The 18759-nt window shown below is 47.0% G+C and carries 11 protein-coding genes; 8 read left to right on the top strand and 3 right to left on the bottom strand.

The genetic code is table 11. The features are described 5' to 3' along the window. The first annotated feature begins 61 nt into the window (after positions 1 to 61). From GJQ68_RS15710 to GJQ68_RS15745, 8 genes are all read left to right on the top strand, one after another. Positions 62 to 1540 (top strand): SusD/RagB family nutrient-binding outer membrane lipoprotein, encoded by a 1479-nt coding sequence (locus tag GJQ68_RS15710; RefSeq protein WP_162418260.1) that lies wholly within the window; start codon positions 62 to 64, stop codon positions 1538 to 1540. A gap of 32 nt (positions 1541 to 1572) precedes the next feature. Beyond that, a complete protein-coding gene (locus GJQ68_RS15715; RefSeq protein WP_162418261.1) occupies positions 1573 to 3117 on the top strand; it encodes an amidase in 1545 nt (514 codons plus the stop codon). A gap of 40 nt (positions 3118 to 3157) precedes the next feature. After that, on the top strand, positions 3158 to 4750 hold the full coding sequence (locus GJQ68_RS15720; RefSeq protein WP_162418262.1) for an amidase: 1593 nt from the start codon (positions 3158 to 3160) through the stop codon (positions 4748 to 4750). 108 nt (positions 4751 to 4858) lie between these two features. After that, the gene (locus tag GJQ68_RS15725) at positions 4859 to 6373 is read left to right on the top strand and encodes an amidase (protein ID WP_162418263.1); all 1515 of its coding nucleotides are present in this window, start codon (positions 4859 to 4861) and stop codon (positions 6371 to 6373) included. 51 nt (positions 6374 to 6424) lie between these two features. After that, positions 6425 to 8005 (top strand): amidase, encoded by a 1581-nt coding sequence (locus tag GJQ68_RS15730; protein WP_162418264.1) that lies wholly within the window; start codon positions 6425 to 6427, stop codon positions 8003 to 8005. A gap of 195 nt (positions 8006 to 8200) precedes the next feature. Continuing rightward, positions 8201 to 9352, top strand: a complete 1152-nt coding sequence (locus tag GJQ68_RS15735; RefSeq protein ID WP_162418265.1) for an acetamidase/formamidase family protein — start codon at positions 8201 to 8203, stop codon at positions 9350 to 9352. Between the two features lie 14 nt (positions 9353 to 9366). Then, positions 9367 to 11121 carry an asparaginase domain-containing protein gene (locus tag GJQ68_RS15740; protein ID WP_162418266.1) on the top strand — a complete coding sequence of 585 codons (1755 nt, stop codon included), beginning with the start codon at positions 9367 to 9369 and terminating at the stop codon, positions 11119 to 11121. A gap of 8 nt (positions 11122 to 11129) precedes the next feature. Next, positions 11130 to 12695: an amidase family protein gene (locus GJQ68_RS15745; RefSeq protein ID WP_162418267.1), complete on the top strand. Its 1566-nt coding sequence runs from the start codon at positions 11130 to 11132 to the stop codon at positions 12693 to 12695. 366 nt (positions 12696 to 13061) lie between these two features. Here GJQ68_RS15745 and GJQ68_RS15750 read toward each other — a convergent pair whose 3' ends face one another. The 3 genes from GJQ68_RS15750 to GJQ68_RS15760 are packed head-to-tail and all read right to left on the bottom strand — an operon-like array spanning position 13062 to position 18579. Then, on the bottom strand, positions 13062 to 13631 hold the full coding sequence (locus GJQ68_RS15750) for a hypothetical protein (protein WP_162418268.1): 570 nt from the start codon (positions 13629 to 13631) through the stop codon (positions 13062 to 13064). Between the two features lie 31 nt (positions 13632 to 13662). Next, positions 13663 to 15282, bottom strand: coding sequence for a SusD/RagB family nutrient-binding outer membrane lipoprotein (locus GJQ68_RS15755; RefSeq protein WP_162418269.1), 1620 nt, complete (start codon positions 15280 to 15282; stop codon positions 13663 to 13665). A gap of 12 nt (positions 15283 to 15294) precedes the next feature. Then, positions 15295 to 18579, bottom strand: coding sequence for a SusC/RagA family TonB-linked outer membrane protein (locus GJQ68_RS15760; protein WP_162418270.1), 3285 nt, complete (start codon positions 18577 to 18579; stop codon positions 15295 to 15297). Between the last annotated feature and the right edge of the window lie 180 nt (positions 18580 to 18759).

Genomic DNA, 18759 nt, shown 5'->3' on the forward strand with positions numbered 1-18759 from the left:
GTGCAGGGATTTTCTACTATCCCCTTGTACAACACTAGTTTAACATCTAAGAAACACTGAAATGAAAAAAATAATCAATATAAATTTGATCGTGCTGGCTGCAGGGTGTTCACTTTTCCTGTCTGCTTGTACAGAAGGCTTTGAGGAATTGAATATCGATCCCAATCAGCCTGTAATAGTGCCGACTTCAAGTCTGCTGACCGGTGCCCAGCGGGAATTGGTGGCAGATATATTTGGGAATCATAACGAGCTTGGTGGAGTTGGTTTGCCAGGTATGATCTATACCCAGCAAATGGCCAATTTAAGAGGGGGCTTTGACGATATTTATGCGACAGTCGAGGAAGATTTTTCCACGTTTTACACGAATGGCTTGAGGGATTTGCAAGAGATCATCGCACTCAACACCAATGCCGAAACGATGACCAATGCAGCGCTCTCAGGTCCAAATAATAACCAGATAGCCGTGGCCCGGATTCTTAAAGCCTGGGCCTTCCAGAACATTACGGATGTATGGGGGGATGTTCCCTACACGGAGACCTTGCAGGGAAATGAGTTTCCCCTTCCGATCTACGATACACAGGAATTCATTTATATGGATTTGCTGAAGGAATTAAGCGAGGCAGTCGAAATGATTGATGTAGCAGATGGGGATATCGCTGGCGATATTATCTATAACGGGGATATGGAAAAGTGGTTAAAGTTTGCAAACAGCCTTAAAATGCGTGTCGCCCTGCGGTTATCAAATGTGGCACCAGGAGTTGCAGCGAATTCCCTTTCGGAAGCACTTTCAGCAGGGCCGATGACTTCAGCAGAAGATAATGCTTTCTACCAGTTTTTGGAATCTCAACCCAATAACAACCCCTGGTATTTTAGATATGAATTGAGCGTACCCAATTACGGTATAGGAAGTACAATGGTAGACATGCTTAAATCACTAGACGACCCACGGCTTGAGAAATTTGCTGATCCAGCTTTAAATAGCAATTTAGGCGGTGGATATATCGGACAACCTGTGGGTTTAGATCGAGCCTCAGGTAGTGCCATCAGTGATTTTGCCGTATCCTGGCCGGATGCCGAAAATATATTACAACCTACTTCAATATTCACTATTATGTCCTATTCCGAGGTCGGCTTTATCCTGGCGGAAGCGGCAGAACGGGGTTGGATAACAGGTAGTGCGTCTGATTACTATACCACCGCCATCACTGCCTCTATGGAGCAATGGGGGATTTCAGACCCCGAGGTTATTACTGCTTATCTGGCTCAGGAAGAAGTAGTCTATGATACTTCCGATCCTATCAAATCTATTGGAAACCAAAAGTGGATATCGCTTTTCATGCAGGGTGTGCAATCCTGGAGCGAATGGAGAAGACTTCAAATCCCTGAGTTGGACATAGCAAGAGATGCGGTAATTGATGGGATCCCTAGAAGGAAAGGCTATCCACCAAGTGAAATCAATTTGAATAAGTCCAACTATGAGGCTGCAGTAGCCAGGCAAGGTACAGATGATCTCCTGACCAGAGTGTGGTGGGATAAGTAATAAGATCGTTTGAACCAAAATAGATAGTTGATATGACATTAAAAAAGAAAAATAGCAGGAGAGATTTCATAAGTTCGTCTTTTATGTTGTTTGGTAGCGGGGGGCTTGGGTTGAAGCCTCCCGTAACTACCGCAACTGCTTACAAAAAATCAGCTCGTTTTTATAAATCGAATCACCGCACCGAAGACCTCAAGTTTGCTTCTGTAGTTCAGATGGCTCAAATGATTCGTGAGAAAGAAATTTCTTCTGTCGAGCTGGTAACTACCATGTACAATCGGATCGCAGAAGTCAATCCACAGATCAACGCAGTTGTATTGACCTGTAAAGAGCGAGCGCTTGAGGAAGCTAAGAAAGCGGATGAGCTTCTAGCTAGAGGAAAGGTCTTGGGACCGTTGCACGGCGTTCCGATGACCATTAAGGATTCCCTCGAGACAGCTGGAATAATCAGCACCGGAGGTACCCTGGGCAGAAAAGATTACATTCCTGCTAAAGATGCTACCATAGTTGCCAGACTACGAGGCAGCGGAGCCATCCTTATGGGTAAAACCAATACGCCTGAATTTACCTTGTCCGGAACCACCGCCAACTTGATTTACGGCATGACGAGTAACCCCTACAAGGAGGGATATAGTTCCGGTGGAAGCAGTGGCGGGGCGGGAGCTGTAGTGGCAGCTGGAGGTTCGCCCTTTGATATCGGATCGGATTTTGGCGGGAGTATCAGGGGGCCTGCTCACTTCAATGGGATTGCCGGGATCAAACCGACAACGGGTTTGGTGCCCCGGACCGGTCATATAGTAGACTATGGTGGCCTATTCGATGCCTATCAGGTGCTTGGACCACTAGCCCGGTATGTGGAAGACTTGAAACTTATTCTTCCAATCATTCTTGGACCGGATCAGATTGACGCAGCCATTCATCCCGTTCCCTGGAATGATCCGGAATCTGTTCAATTAAAGAATTTAAAATACGCTTGGTTTATTGAGCATGGAAGCTCCAAGGATTGCGCCGAAGAAACCGTGGAAGCCATTGGAAAAGCTGTTGCCTCTTTGGAGTCGGCGGGGATACAACTAAAGGAAGATGCCCCTATTGAAGAAATCAAAGAAGCCGAGGAGGTTCGGTATGAGCTTTTCGGTGCCGATGGGCGGGCCTGGGTGAGTAGGCTGACTGAAAAATACGGCACTACGCAAACGCATCCGCTTCTTCGATTATCGGATCCGTCTACGGCCATTTCATCAGAAGAATTTACAGAATTGGTGGAAAAACTGGATGCCTGTCGTAGCAAGCTATTGCAATGGATGCAAGATTACGATATTGTCATCTGTCCGGTTCATTTTGACGGAGCAGCTCCTAATCCGGATGTGTTTGAGAAATCATCCTGGTCTGCCGACGAGTATGGCTACATGGGAATTTTCAACCTTACAGGTTGGCCAGCAGCAGTCGTAAGAGCGGGGACGAGCAAGGAAGGCTTGCCTATAGGGGTTCAGATTGTTGGACAGCCGTTCCAGGATCATAAAGTATTGGCGGTTGCCGAATATTTAGAAGCGCAATTGGGAGGCTGGCAAGCCCCACCGATGTGATTTTTCAACCCTAACCAAGTATTTCTCAAAAAAAAAATTAATGGAAAACCTGAAAAAAAGTGTCGCTAAAAAAGTAATAAAGGGCCATTCCAGAAGGGCTTTTATGAGCAAACTATCGGCAGGAGCCCTCGCCACAGCCTGCTTACCAGGTATTGCCAGGGGGGCTAGTAAGCCTTTGCTTATCCGGGAATTTGGTAAACCTGCCGAACCCTCTGAGATACAATATAAATCCGTAACGGCAATCGCAGAGATGATTCGGGAAAAGGAAGTATCTGCCCTAGAAGTGGTGCAGACCTATATCGCCCGAATCGAAGATGTGAATTACCAGCTTAATGCGGTGGTGATGGAATGTTTCGACAGGGCCATCGAAGAAGCTAAAAAGGCAGATAATGAAATTTCAAAAGGAAATGTCTTGGGAAAGCTCCATGGGGTCCCCTTGACTATCAAAGATTCCTTTATGACAGAAGGGGTGGTAAGCACCGGGGGTACGATTGGTAAAATGAATTTTGTGCCGGAGGAAGACGCTACTGTTGTTGCCCGTTTACGGAATGCAGGTGGAATGATGTTGGGCAAAACGAATACGCCTGAATTTACATTGATTGGCGGTGTTTTAGGAGTCAACTCTACCAATAATATCCTGTATGGGATCAGTAAAAACCCTTATGATCTAAATAAAACGACCTCTGGAAGTAGCGGAGGTGCCGGGGCGATTGTCGCTGCAGGTGGAGCTGCTTTCGATGTTGGTACCGATTGGGGCGGAAGTGTTAGGGGACCTTCCTGCACCAATGGCATTGCAGGTATAAAGCCGACGTCGGTAAGGTTGCCACGGACGGGTCATATCGTCGACTACGGTGGGCTTTTTGATTCCTGGCAACAGCCGGGACCGATGGCCAGATACGTTAAGGATCTTGACTTACTCACACCTATCATGGCGGGTCCTGATTTTAAGGATGCTGCTGTGGTGCCCATGCCTTGGCCGGATTACCAGAAAGTGGATATCTCCCAATTGAAAGTCGCGTTTTTCCCGGAAAACGGAATAGCCGATACAGACCCAGATACTATTGAGACTGTGAGAAAGGCAGCAAAGTGGATGGATGAGGTAGCACTGGATGTCACGGAAGATTGTCCACGGGAGCTATTGGTGGAGTTGGGTACGATTCGTCGGGAATTGATCATTGGAGACGGTTGGCAATGGCTTAAAAGAGCAACGGAACGAGCAGGTTCCAAGACCTATGGAGCATCCCTGAGAGAACGACTTGAGAATCAGGGAGCGGTCATTTCTACGGCGGAATACACTAAACTTTTGGAAATGCAAGATGCTAATAGAAGCAGAATGCTCCAATGGTTTTCTCAATACGATGTGATTATTTGCCCGACCACCAGTTCGCCAGCAGGGGATATCAATAGTGGCTATAACGAGGAATCCAGGTACATGGATAACCCCGGGGAGAGCTATACTAAACCCTTTAATACCTGTGGCTGGCCGGGTGCAGTGGTCAGGTGTGGTCAGAGTGCGGATGGTCTTCCCATTGGCGTGCAGGTAGTGGCACAGCCCTGGCGGGAGGATGTAGCACTTGCCGTAGCCAGTTACCTTGAATCTAAGTCAGGAGGATGGAAAAGGCCACCGATATAAAAATGATAAGTGCTTTTTAAAATAAGGCAAAACAAATTAACAGAGATGTAAGCAGGATGTGATTGAAATTCAAACCCTTTCTGTAAAGATCTCCCAAACCAAAACCAAATGAAAAAACAAACCACCAACAACCGAAGAAAATTTATTACTACGCTAGGTATGGGATCACTGGGAACGGTGCTTCCAACCTTTGGAAAGCAGCTGCCGAAGGGGGTAGTGCTTCCTCAGAAACAATTTGTCTCCTCAGATGAGACTGACGAACTTTTATACATGTCTGCTACAAAGGTAGCGGGGATGATCAGAAACAAAGAAATAAGCAGCCAGGAGGTAGTGGAGCTGTGTTTGGCTAGAATAGATGAGGTTAACCCCCAAATCAATGCGGTGGTTCAAATAGCCAGAGAACGAGCACTCCTGGAGGCCAAGAAGGCAGATGAAGCTGTCAGAGCAGGCAAAACCTTGGGGCTACTACATGGTGTGCCCATGACGATCAAAGATTCCTTTGAAACCGCTGGTATTATTTCGACCGCGGGCACCATGGGACGCAAAAATTACATGCCCGGAACCGATGCCACGGTGGTTAAACGACTGCGGGAAGAAGGAGCCATTTTACTAGGTAAAACCAATACTCCCGAATTTACCATGTCTTCTCACACCTTTAATCTAATATATGGTCAGACGCTGAATCCCTACGACCTTACTACCCACCCATCCGGGAGCAGTGGGGGTGCAGCGGCCATATTGGCAGCAGGGGGGGCTTATTTTGACATAGGTACCGATTCCGGGGGTAGTGTACGTGCACCTGCGCACGTTTGCGGTTTGGCAAGTATAAAACCCACTAGTGGCAGGATACCACAAACGGGTCATTTGCCGGATTATGGTGACCGATTCGGGAGCTACCAACAACCTGGTCCAATGGCCAGGAGAGTGGAAGATTTGTATTTGTTGTTATCCATTCTTTCGGGTCCTGATTATATGGATGCCAGCATCAGTCCGGTGCCTCTCAATGACCCCGCCGATGTGGATCTTTCAACATTGCGAATTGCCTATTACACAACCAACGATGTGGCGGAACCCATTCCTGAAATCAAAAAGATGGTAGTTGATTGTGCCAATCAGCTCAAACCATCCGTGAGCAGTGTATCAGAAGCCCGTCCACCGGCGCTTAAGGCACTTTCAGATAAAAGGTCCGAACTAAATAGCGCAGATGGTAAGGCTCACATTAAGCGACTTATCAAGGCTTGCGGTACCAAAGTTATTTCTCCGAACCTAAATATATCCGGTGAGGTGGTCTCCGCAAAAGAATACACGAAACTGGTTGAGGAGATTGATGCTTTAAAAAGTCAAATGCTTCAATTTATGGATGATTATGACATCATGCTCTGCCCGGTTACTTCGACAGCAGCGATGAAAGTAGAAGCCGAAAGGTTCCCGGGACATTGGTATACCTCCGAGTACAATGCTACCGGATGGCCTGCAGCGGTCGTTCGAGCGGGCACCTCCAATGATGGTTTGCCCCTCGGGATCCAAATTGTAGGTAAACCCTGGACGGAAGACAAGGTTCTGGCAGTGGCCGCTAACCTGGAAGAAACATTTGGAGGATATTCCAAACCGGAAAATATTTAACAACCCTTTCCAAGTCAATCTCAATGATTAATAATTTAAAACTGTACCCAAATGAAAAATAATATATCTGTACAAGGCAAAAGCAATCCGTCAAGAAGAAAATTTTTGGCACTGATGGGAGCAAGCAGTGCTGCGGCCATGACGTTTTCTCCTGCAAATCTTGCGGCCTCCAGTCTATCATCCAATTCTCCATACCGTGTCTCAAAGGATGAAACAGACGAATTGATATTTATGTCTGTGACAAAACTTTCAGAAATGATCCGAACCAAAAAGGTTTCGTCTGTAGAGCTGACTCAAGCGTATATTGATCGCATCGAAAAAGTCAATTACCACCTCAATGCAGTAGTGATGCAGTGTTTTGATAGGGCACTGGAAGAAGCCAAAGCCGCAGATGCCGCATTAAAGAAAAAGCAAATTAGGGGGCCATTGCACGGAGTACCCATGACTCTTAAAGATTCGTTTGAAGCGGAAGGTGTAATCAGTACGGGGGGTACACTTGGCAGGATCGATTATGTGGGTAAAAAGGACGCTACGGTATTGGCCAGGATGAGACAAAACGGAGCCATTCTTTTGGGGAAAACCAATACGCCTGAATTTACGCTGGCCGGTGGTGGTATGAGAGGTGTGCGTACTACGGGCAATATCATCTATGGTCTGAGCAAAAACCCTTATGATCTTACAAGAGGCACTTCCGGAAGTAGCGGGGGTGCGGGATCCATTGTAGCAGCAGGAGGTTCAGGGTTCGATATCGGCACAGACTGGGGAGGGAGTGTGCGATTGCCATCAAGCACCAATGGTATAGCGGGGCTCAAGCCTACCTCTGTCCGTTGTCCGCGTACGGGTCATATCGTTGATTATGGGGGCGTATTTGATTCCTGGCAACAGCCAGGGCCAATGGCTCGTAAGGTAGAAGATTTGATGTTGCTTACTCCATTAATGAGTGGTCCTGACGGTATGGACGCTGCGGTGGTACCTATGCCCTGGCCGGATCCCGAGCAAATTGACATTAAAAAGCTTAAGGTAGCCTATTACCCTTCTAATTTAATTGCAGATACAGCCGAGGAAACCCAAAATACCATTAAACAAGCGGCTAAGTGGATGGAAGAGGCAGGAGCAGAAGTCACCGAGGACATGCCTCTGGAAATTTTTACCGAGCTGGGAGAGATAAGAAGGGAGTTGGTTTCTGGAGATGCCTGGGCGTTTTTGAAAAGGGCAGGTGATTTACACGGAAGCAAAACCCTGAGTGAATCCATCCAAAATAGACTTGACAACGGCACACCAATCTCCGCAGACCGGTACTCTGAACTTTTGACGCTTCAAGATAAAAACAGGACAAGGATGCTGCAATGGTTTCAAAAATATGATGTAATTCTTTGTCCGACTACCTCTACACCTGCAGAAGAAATCGATCAAGGAATCGGTAGCGAATGGACTAGCAGCAAGCCCGGGGCAAGCTACTGTGGTCCTTACAATACTACCGGCTGGCCAGTCACCGTGGTAAGGGGTGATACCAACGGCACCTTGCCGGTTGGGGTGCAATGCGTGGCCCACCCCTGGAGAGAGGATGTTTCCCTGGCGGTAGCCCAATACCTTGAAAGCAGATCAGGGGGTTGGAGAAGACCCATGATTTGACAACCGACCTGCTTGATTATTTCCGGTTCGGATGTCATTACCTGTTTAGAATTGGCGTAATAATATTTTGTTCCTATCGAAATAAAATATGCCAATAGCCAGGTGATGGGTTAATCAACGCTTTGGTTTGAAAAAAAGCCAGGTCATTTAGAAGTTTCAGTTATTCGAAAGACATAAAATTAATTGTATAAAAATATGGAAATTAAAAATTCAAGAAGGGATTTTTTAGAAAAGTCGATCTTCGGAGGCACCCTTGCCCTTAGCGGATTACCTGGATTGGTTCTTGGCAAAGGGCTCAATAAATTTCCCGATAAAATTGGAAACCAACCTACCGGGAAGATCAAACCCGATAAGATTCTTCGCTCGTTTCCTGAAAATATGGTTTGGGGTTATTTTGGAGCGGATGTACCTCCAAAACTCACCGTAAAAGAAGGAGAAATAGTAGAAATTCATTCGATAAGTACCTCGGGTGTTTCCAGGGAAGACCCGGAGTCTTTTTTCAGGGAAAACAACCTGCCTTTGGACGATCATGCGAAAGAACTTATTGATATTATCCATAATGTAGCTCCGGAGCCTTCAGGGATTAGAGGGCATATGTTGACAGGCCCGGTCTTCATTGAGGGTGCAATGCCAGGCGATAGTATCGAAATACGTATCCATGATGTTCGGTTGAGAAGTGATTTCGGTGTAAATCATGTAAGGCCAGGCAGCCGGGATGATGTCCCACTGGAAATTACTAACCAGGAAAGCTTCGTTTATAAATACAATAAAAAAAGAACCAGTGCGGAGTTGCTTCCAGGGGTGGAAATACCATTAAAGCCCTTCATGGGAGTTATGGCGCTTTCGCCACCTTCTGAGACGGGACGTGTAAGCTCCATTCCACCTGATTTTTTTGGGGGGAACCTGGATTTAAAGCACTTGGTAAAAGGTACTTCCCTCACCTTGCCGGTGTCTGTAGAAGGCGGACTTTTCACAACTGGGGATGCTCATGGCGCACAGGGCAACGGGGAGGTGAGTGGCACGGCCATAGAAACTTCTATGATACTCGTGGCCGAATTCATTATACACAAAAAGACCATTCAACTGCCAGTGGCCGAAACGCCGGATCATTTCATCGTTTTTGGTCTTAATCCTGATTTGGACGAGGCAATGAAACAAGCACTCCGGCAATCCGTGGTTTTCATCCATGAAAAACTTGGCTTCACTTATGAAGAGGCCATGTCCATTTCAAGTACTGCGGTAGATTTTGAAATTACGCAAGTTGTTGATCGTACCGAGGGAGTGCACGGTATGATCCCTAAATCCATTTTCACCAACCACAAATTTGATTACTGGTACTCCTCTTAAACTCCACTAAGCATATGCAAACCACCAACCGATTTAGTATTTGCAATAAATTCGTACTATTCCTTCTGCTCTTTATTTGCTACAAAGTAGGTTATTCTCAGGAAAAGCCGCGTTTGGCGATCTTTTCCGGTCCCACTGCGACCATTCAGAACAGCTATCCGCTGATCACTAGTAACAAGGCGAGGGAGGAAAATGAACTGCCTTTGTTGACCAGCAGTGAGGGCGAAAAGATGCCTTTTGATCGATTATATTATCAACGGATAGCCGCCCCGGTAACGGTATATGTAGAAATGTTCACCGCCCATCCCCTGGAAAGTGATGTCAAAGAATTGTATGGGGCACCTGACGGGTACGTCGGCAAAGACCGAAAATTTCGAAAAACCAGAAGGGATCCTTCAGACAAGCCTGTTCTAAAAGTGGAATTAAAACCGGAAGACGGTTTGTACCCATTGCCGTACATGGCGGTTCAAACCAACGGTAAACCCTGGGACGCTACCTCTGCTTACCCGGGCTCGCCGTTTTCAGAGTCCAGACAGACCTTTTATCCCAATGCTTCCAGAATATTCGAGGAGATTGAACGGGCTGGTGGGAATATCTATGGAATGGCAGACTTTGACTTTTACAGGCCGGCTCCGGCTGGGGGATATACCAAAGGATTAGCAGCTGAAGAGCGAACAGATAATGGAGAAGGGGATATTCCACCCGAAACCTTGGGCAAAGACTTTTTCACTTATGGCCCCTATGGTGCCTCACAAAACCGCATGCAACTGGCAAAAGCCACAAATATGGTTCAGCGGGTGATGGAGTCCGGTGACTATGATGGCTCCATCTGGCTGGAAGGAAGTCCCAGCATTGAAAATACTTCTTATTGGATGGGCTTACTTATCGATTCGGAAGCCCCTCTGGTATTCAATGCCGCACAGCGAATGCGTGGTCTGGTGAGTGCCGATGGGGATCAAAATATTATTGATGGTATTCATTTCATTACTTCCGGCGTTTGGGCAGATGAAAAAGGGGTTAGCCGGATTGGCTCGGTAATGATCCAGGATCAGATAATATTTTCTTCCCGGGAAGTACAGAAGGGAGATGCAAGACCTGGAGGATATGTGATTACAGGTGGTTATGGCGGTATTATCGGATCCATGGGCTATGGCCCCAAATTGACCTTTTTGCCCTTAAGAAAACATACGCACCTTTCTGAAGTGAACTTCAACCGGATACCTGAATCCGTTCCAGGTATTACCGTATCGAATGAAGGGTCGCTTTCAAATGCGGAGGTTGCGGTGAAGGATGAAAATGGAGACTTAATTCCCGAGTCCATGCCGATGGTTACGATCTATAAAAGCGCGCGTTGGAAAACAGAGGATGACGGCAGCGACGATCCTGCGAGTGAAGTGGACATTCTTGCCAGAATACAGGATAATCTCAGCAAATATCCGCTTGCGGGATTTGTTGGAGAAGGAATGGCGCCCTATGGATCTATGATATCGCCAATGGATGCAGCACTCGAACTAGCGGCACTTCATGGGTACCCGGTTCTCAAGGCAGCCCGGGGCAATGCAGATGGATTTATGGATACCAACCCCGACAATTTATTTATTGAGGGGCATAATACCACCTCCACCAAAGGCAGGGTACTGCTAATGGCCTGTATTCTTCGGTTTGGAACCTATCCGCCGGCAAAAGACCCATCCAATCCTACCCCAGAAGAACTTGATGCCATCAAGGAAAAAATTAAACTGTATCAGGAAGTCTTCCACACTCACTAATATCAACTATGCGTACCAAAAATAAACTAATACAAATCTCGTTGGTTGGACTTCTGTTTTGGGTTAGTTGTACTTCCCCGGATAAAGAGGCAACCGATTTTCCTCTAGCTGAGGCCACCATAGCGGATATCCATGCAGCCATGGAGCGTGGCGATGTCACTGCTCACTATTTAGTCGAAGGCTATCTGGAGCGAATTGAGGCGTACGATAAACAGGGACCTTCCATCAATTCCATTATTTCAATCAACCCGGAAGCAATGGCTACTGCCAAATACCTGGATAGCATTTATGCAGAGAGTGGTATGGTAGGTCCCCTTCACGGCATCCCTATTATTGTTAAGGATAACTATGATTTTTTTGGCATGCCCACCAGCAATGGAACACTCGCATTAAAAGCGTCCTACCCGCCTGATGATGCTTTTCAAGTTAAAAAACTGCGTGAAGCTGGTGCCATTATTATCGCCAAGGCAAATTTGGCAGAATTTGCCTCCAGCGGTGAATTCTCGGTGAGCTCTGTCCTGCCTGGCTATTCCCGTAATCCCTATGATACCCGCAGAACCACTGCTGGTTCCAGCGGGGGTACCGGTGCATCCATTGCTGCAAGCTTGGCGGTCGTGGGTTTGGGCACCGATACCGGAAGCTCTATCAGGGGGCCTTCTGCCCACCAGGCCTTGGTTGGAATCAGGTCTACTATGGGCTTAACCAGCCGGGATGGCATCGTTCCACTGGCACTGACCAATGATATCGGTGGCCCAATGGCGAGAACTGTGGAAGATGCGGTGAGGGTGTTTGATGTCATTGCCGGATATGATGAGGCAGATACCGTCACTAAAGCTAGTATCGAGTCCAAAGAGGATTCCTATTTGCCTTTTTTGGATGCAAATGCCCTTGAGGGAAAGAGAATTGGTGTTCTCCATCAACTTTTTCCAAAATCTGATTCCGATAGCAGTGTTTATTCATTGATGACCGGCGCGCTGGAAGATCTGAAGAAGGGAGGAGCCATTTTACTCGATAGTGTGGAGATCCGGGATCTAGATTCATTGAATGAATCAGGTACACGTATCCGTCAACTCAAAAGGGACTACAATGCCTATCTTGCCAGCTTGGGAGATAGTTCGAAGTACAAAACGCTTCAAGATATCATCGACTCCGATGATTATCATCCCTATTTGGAAAAGAGGTTAATTGATGCCCAGGCTGAAGTGGACATACCGGAGGAACATCCCGATTGGGACAAAAATATGGCACTGAGACAAACGCTCCGGGAACGCGTGTTGGGAGTGATGGATAGTTTAAACCTGGATGCCCTTATTTACCCTGCTTTCACCTATCCTCCCCGGTTGATTGGCGATCTCAATGGGCCCAGGGGCGATACCAGCGGCAAGCTGTCGCCACCAACGGGTTTCCCTGCCGTAGCCGTACCTATGGGCTATTCCTACGGAAAATATCCGGCAGGTTTTCAACTTCTGGGTAGGCCTTTTAGTGAAGGCGTTCTATTTGCCATAGCCTACGGCTATGAACAGCAAACCAAGCATAGACGAGCTCCCGACGGTTTTGAAGAGCTTGACAAGTAGATGCATACCAACAGGTGACTCTTCTCCAGAAATCCAGTCCGGTTAAATTCACCGGGCTGGATTTTTAGTAGTTGGGTTTCGAGCACTGAACATCCGATCGATCGAAGTCCATTAAAATCTTGGATAATAACCCGATTCACTCAGGAATGACTAGTCAGATAAACCGTAAATCGGAAATGAGGCAAGAAAATGGTTCGGGTGTTACGTGTTTGGCTACCTGTGGCTACTTTTCAATTTTTTCTACTCACCCGAGAAAACTAGTATGTTTTTTAAGGTTTTGACGAGTTCTTTGACCAACAAAAAAAGGAGCTGATTCAGCTCCTTTTTTTGTTTCAGGTCAATTGGAATGGAAGTTCCAGATCTATTTTAATCCTGCTCGTTTGGATTCTGGGGATTGGGAGCCCTGACCTCCAGCACCAAGGTACCGAATCCCGGGAGGTTGGTATAAAATTGTGCATACCTACCGGTATAGCGGCCATCCAGGGAGGGATTGTAATTGAAGTACTGACCGTACTGTGAAAATTGCAGGCCTTCGCTGGTCGTAATTTCATACGTAATCCGAAATTCATCCCGGGATAGGTTAGCATCTGCTATCGAAGCCGGTGTCTCTCCAAAATACGCATAAGCCTCCGCTCCGGTCATGGAGATGGAAGAAGGAAAATCAGTAAAGCTGCCCAGGGAAACCTGATTGGAACCTCTGTTCAGAAACAATTCAATGGATGAAGCCGTGTGAACACCAAAACCTTCGTAGTTCAAATCAAAGGAGACTTCAGATTCTTCGAGTGCTTGAATATTAAACCAGTATTTTCCTGGTTCCAGGGTTGCATTTGCAATGATGCCCACTTCGTAATCAGGCTCTTTGATCGAACCCTCTTCCAGGCAGCTACTAAATACCAGGGCCAGGGCAACAATTATAATATAGGAATGTAGTTTCATTTTCTTTTGATTAAAGTGAGTGGATGATCGATCAAGGTTGGTCCCAGAATACCGGTTCAAATGGGTCCGGAGTATAGTCTGCCAGCGAAGGATTGGTTTCCAATTCTGAAACGGGGATGATAAATCGTTGCGGATAGGGCGGACTTCCCATGACCGGGGAAGTTTCTGCAAAATCAGGATACCCGGTCCTTCTGAAATTGGTGTAAGCCTCGATTCCATTGCCCCATAATGCCAATTGGTATTCGGTCATGATGATATTGAGTTTTTCCTCATCGCTGGCGGCAGCAGAATACTGGGACTGTACCTCGCTAATATAAGCAGAAACAGCTGCGTCTGACATTTCAAACGAGCTACCGGCTATGGAAGGCATTTCTTCAGAGCCGTAGTTTTTCACTTTCTGCATGGACAGTTCTATGCCTTCGCTTAAGAGGGCCAGTGGGTCTCCTTCCACGGCAGTGGTCAGGGCCATTTCAGCATGCAGAAATTTGATCATAAAGGATGTGAGCATGGGGAAAATCCCACGTCCGGTACCATCGGAAGCGGTGACGGTTTTTGGGGCATCTGTGTCGACCAGCCCACCAACGGGATATACCCCAAAAGTGGCGATAAGGGCACCTTCATTAGAAAAAGCCGAAGGATCACCAGCATCCCTTCCCAAATATCCGTTGCCGATCAGGCCTATGGGGCAGCCCCCTCCGGCGCAAGTCACCACCGAACCGCCCCCATCTCCCGGTACCTGACGGAAGACGTAATACCGAAGCCGGGGATCTTCCACGTTTCGATAGGATACAGGAAGGCCGGTTACACCGCTGATGGTACCGTCATTCAGTAAATTGGCCATGGTCCAATTGTCCATCCAATAGGCAGTAGCTTGATTGTAATGGTTTACGTGCAAGGGATGACGGTTTTGGTTGGGTGTCTGCTGAGAGCCGTACTTTAACTGAAAATCATCGGAAATGGTTGAAATCAGATCGCTGTTCAGCATCTCGGTAAAGCCCTGTACGGAATTAATAGAGGATTCTTTTCTTGTTTGGGCAAATAATTTCAATTTCAGGCTATTGCCCATTTTTACCCATTTAGTTAGATCACCCCCATAAATCATGTCTCCTTGTATGTTTTCAGAAGAACTTGACAATTCCTGAATCGCCTGATCAATTTCCAGCAACAGGTCAGCATAAATGGCTTCTCCACTGTCCACTGAAGGAAAGGTAACCTCAGGGTTCAAGGCTTCAAAATATGGGACGTCTCCGTAGAGATCCACCATGATGCTGAACGTGTACGCTTTTAGCAGCCTGGCAATGCCCCGGTAACCCGGTTCCTGTTCCGAAGTGCCATCCAGCACTGCCTGTAGGTTTGCCAACGGTCGGGAGTACATATTTACCCATGAATCGCTATACGTTCCCTGATTTTGCTCGTAGTTACGGATAGCCGTGGTATACCACATCCGGCTGAAAGAACCTGCATTGGTGTTGGGCTCTTCCAAGAGATTGGATACCAGGGAAACCTGAGCAAAGGCCAGCGTAGTGGGCAAGGCCAATTGGGTGGAGGTGTTGGGGTCATTATTTATGTCCAACAGGTCTTCGCTGCAGGAAAAGACCCCCAGACAGCTACCAATAAGAATTACTATAATAAAATTAAAATATCTGTTCATCTTAGCGATTTTTTAAAAGGTCACGGATAAATTCATGCTGTATCTTCTGGCCGAAGGAACGCCGATAAAGTCAATCCCTCTAAGTCCGGGAAACGAACTGGTTTCCGGATCTAGATTTAAGCCATCGTGAAAATTGGGTGTAACAAACCACAGATTTCTTCCGGACATGCCCAGACTGGCCGTGCCAAAGGGAGTTTTGTCCAGCCATTGTGATGGGAAGGTATAGCTCAAGGCTACCTCTCGTAGCCGGAAGACGGTGGCATCAAAGGTGTGAAACTCCTCTGCTGCGTTCCACCCGAAGCCTCCCCGGTCATACCACCAGTTGAAATTCGTAAGATTGATCGTATTCCGAATACGGTTTCCATTGGCATCCACTGCAGCCAGGTAATTTCCGTTTTCATCCCTTACCAGGCTTCCGTCTCCATTTCTTGCGGCGATGTACCCCGGCATAATCCGGGAAACCATCCGGTCACCAGCATCGTTTGTCAAACCCCTACCGACAATTTCACGGTTGGATTTAGAGTAGAGGTCTCCTCCCTGAACCCAGTCCAGCACAACTGAAAGTTGCAGGCCTTTGTAGGAAAAATCATTGGTAATGCCCAGCACAAAATCGGGGTTGGGATCACCGATTACCTGTGGCTCGGGGTTGTCGATGTATTTTCCGTAGGTAGTTCCCGGTAATCCGTCAATAAGCAAATTTCCTTCGGCATCCCGGAGGGCTTTTCGCCCTATCAGGATCCCAAAGGGTTGTCCGGTACGGTGCGCTATCTGAACAATTTCACTGCTACCGGCACTACTTGTGAGGACAATCTGGTCAACCCCATCCTGGAGTTCTAATACCTCGTTTCTATTCCGGGTGAAGGCAGTGAAAATGTCCCAGTTAAGGCCATTTTCCCGTTGCAGGACTTTTAGATTGAGCCCCACTTCCACACCTCTGTTCCGCACCTTTCCTATGTTTACTACCTGTGTGGCCGATCCGCTGGATGGAGGAACATTGATTGCCGTGATTCCGTTTTCAGTGGTTCGGTTGTAATAGGTGACATCCAGACCGATGCGTTGATTGAAGAATAGCAGTTCGGTGCCCAGTTCGGTTTCGGTTGTTAATTCTGGTTTCAGTAGTGGGTTTCCCCGGTTACTATTGATTGCAGAGCCGTTGGTGGTACCGTATCCATTCACAAAGGGAAACTGAGTGCTCCCTCCGGAGCTGTTTACCGGTTGATTTAGCAAAAAGTTATTTGTGGTTAGGTAGGGATCGGCATCGTTTCCTACCTGCCCCACTCCGGCCCTGATTTTAGCATAATCCAGATAAGAATTGTTCCATTCCAGCGCATCACTCAGAATAATGGAGGTACTGAGTCCAGGGTAAAAGTAACTTCTATTGTCTTCCGGCAAGGTGGATGACCAGTCGTTTCTGGCGGTCAGATTAACAAACGCCCATTCCTGATAAGCCAGGGAAATATCGGTGAACAGGCCGGCAAATCTCCTTTGAACAAAACGATCTTCGATGATAAATTGGGCAGAGGTATTGGAAAAGGACCGAATGCCTCTTTCAATAATGCCATTGCCACCAAAACGACTGGTGGAGTTCGTTCGTTGGTTGATATTCCATCCGGTAATGGTTCTTAGGTAAAAATCATCTGATAGGGCCTTGTTGATATTGATCAACAGGTTTCCATCCAATTCCGCATTGGAAAAGGTAGACCGCCGCATGAAGCCGGATTGCTGAATGGCAGACCCAAATCCTCCGGGCTCCATCATGAAAAACCGACGATCAGTGTAGGCATTGTAGCCGAGCTGGTACGCAACGGACAGCCAGTCAGTGATATCGTAACTCGCTTTGATATTTCCAAAATACCGATCCACGTTACTTTCATTCAGTGAATTATCGGCCACCCAATAGGGATTATTTGCCGTTCGGTAGTACATAGCACCCCCATCTTCTTCCCGCTGGTAGGGATATCCATCCAGATTGAAACTGGTAGGCATCCAAAGTACCAGTTGGGCAGCCGATTGATTGAAGCCTCCAAAATTTCCGCTGCCCAGTGCCGGATTACTTTGAACCGTACTGACATAATTCAGAGAGGCATTTAATTTCAATCCATTATCCAATTCCGCATTTCCGCCCACGTTCGCTGAAATCCGGTTGATGGATGAATTGGGAATGATACCCGAATTGTCCATCCAGGAAAGACCGGCAGAAAGGGATGTTTTTTCGCCGCCTGACTGGATGGATACCGCATGTTCCTGAAGCTTACCGGAATTGAAAAAATTCCGGTATTTGTCGGTAAAAGGTTGGTAGCGTACGTTGTCGCCCCTGCTGGCTACGTTTTGATAAGAAGGGGTGTTGAGGTAAGGGCCAAGCGCGGGATTGGTATAAGGGTGGGGAACTGAATCGTAGGCACTGTAGGGAGCACCGAAGGATCCGAAATAATTTTCAATATACACGTTTCCATTACCACCTTGTCCGTATTCATTTTGATAATCAGGAAGTTTGGCTACTTCTTCTACTCCAAACGAGGTGCTGTAGCTTACCTCCATTCCTTTGCGGGAGACACCGCTCCCGCTTTTGGTGGTAATGATTACCACACCGTTTTGCGCTCTTGAGCCATACAGGGCAGCCGCAGCCGCTCCTTTCAGGACGGTGACCGAAGCTACTATATTTGGATCAATGTCGAAAGATCGGTTGGTTACGCTATTTCCTTCCGAGTTTGAAAAACCCTGGGTGGAGTTATCGAAGGGGATACCATCTACTACAAACAGGGGTTGGTTATTTCCAGTAAGTGATGAACTTCCTCGGATGGTAATGTTGGTATTTCCTCCGGTGACACCACCTGATCCCTGAATAAGTACGCCGGCGACTTTTCCGTTCAAGGCCCGGACCACATCCGGTTCGGATCGTTGAGTGATGTCATCGGAATCCACTTCCGAAACGGCATAGCCCAGGGCTTTCTTTTCCCGCTCTATGCCTATTGCTGTAACGACAACCTCATTCAGGGCATTCGTACTGGGAGCCATGACTACATCAATGACGGATCGGTCGCCAATAGGCTCTTCCTGGGTTGTCATGCCAATAAAGGAATATACCAGCGTGGTAGCTTGCGAGGATACGTCAAGGGAGTAGTTGCCGTCCAAATCGGAAACGGTTCCAGTGGTGGATCCTTTGACCAGTATACTTACCCCTGGTATGGGGTAATTGTCTTCAGCGGATAGGATAGTCCCGCTGATCCGTTGGGTCTGTGCAAAAGAAAATTGCACAAAAGACCATAATAATAAAATTATTGGTAATTTCTTTCTCATGTTATAGTTGTTAGTGGAAGATTGAATTTAATCAATGTTTGAAATTATCAACCATTTTGAGATCAAAACTTGGTCTTTTGACAAAAAAAATGCTTTAAAAGGCGAAAAAAAGGGGTGTAGGATTTAAAAAGAGAAACGATCCGGGCGCCATAAAAAAATCATAAAACTTAAAATTAATGC

Origin of the sequence: Cyclobacterium roseum (genome assembly GCF_010119225.1) — a bacterium.
Lineage (GTDB): Bacteria > Bacteroidota > Bacteroidia > Cytophagales > Cyclobacteriaceae > Cyclobacterium > Cyclobacterium roseum.